The organism is Acinetobacter sp. UBA3132, assembly GCF_002364825.1.
GTDB classification, from domain to species: Bacteria; Pseudomonadota; Gammaproteobacteria; order Pseudomonadales; family Moraxellaceae; genus Acinetobacter; species Acinetobacter schindleri.
The window spans coordinates 1-229 of record NZ_DEZM01000175.1 but is presented as its reverse complement, the minus strand read 5'-3'; positions in this window follow the sequence as shown (position 1 = coordinate 229).

Genomic DNA, 229 nt, shown 5'->3' with positions numbered 1-229 from the left:
GGTACGGGTGACTTTGCCCTGACCTTCGGTAACTTTAACCTAGGTGGAATTGGTACAGCGACCTTTGCTGCGTTATTCCTGAACTGGTTCTTTAGCCTAGTTGATAAAAAATAATTCGAAGACTTAAATTTTCAAGCAGCCTCCAGGCTGCTTTTTTTATATCGCAAGAATTGTTTAAATAGGCCTGATCTTTTATATGAGCATCCTGCCGATGCGTCTGGATTTTTTT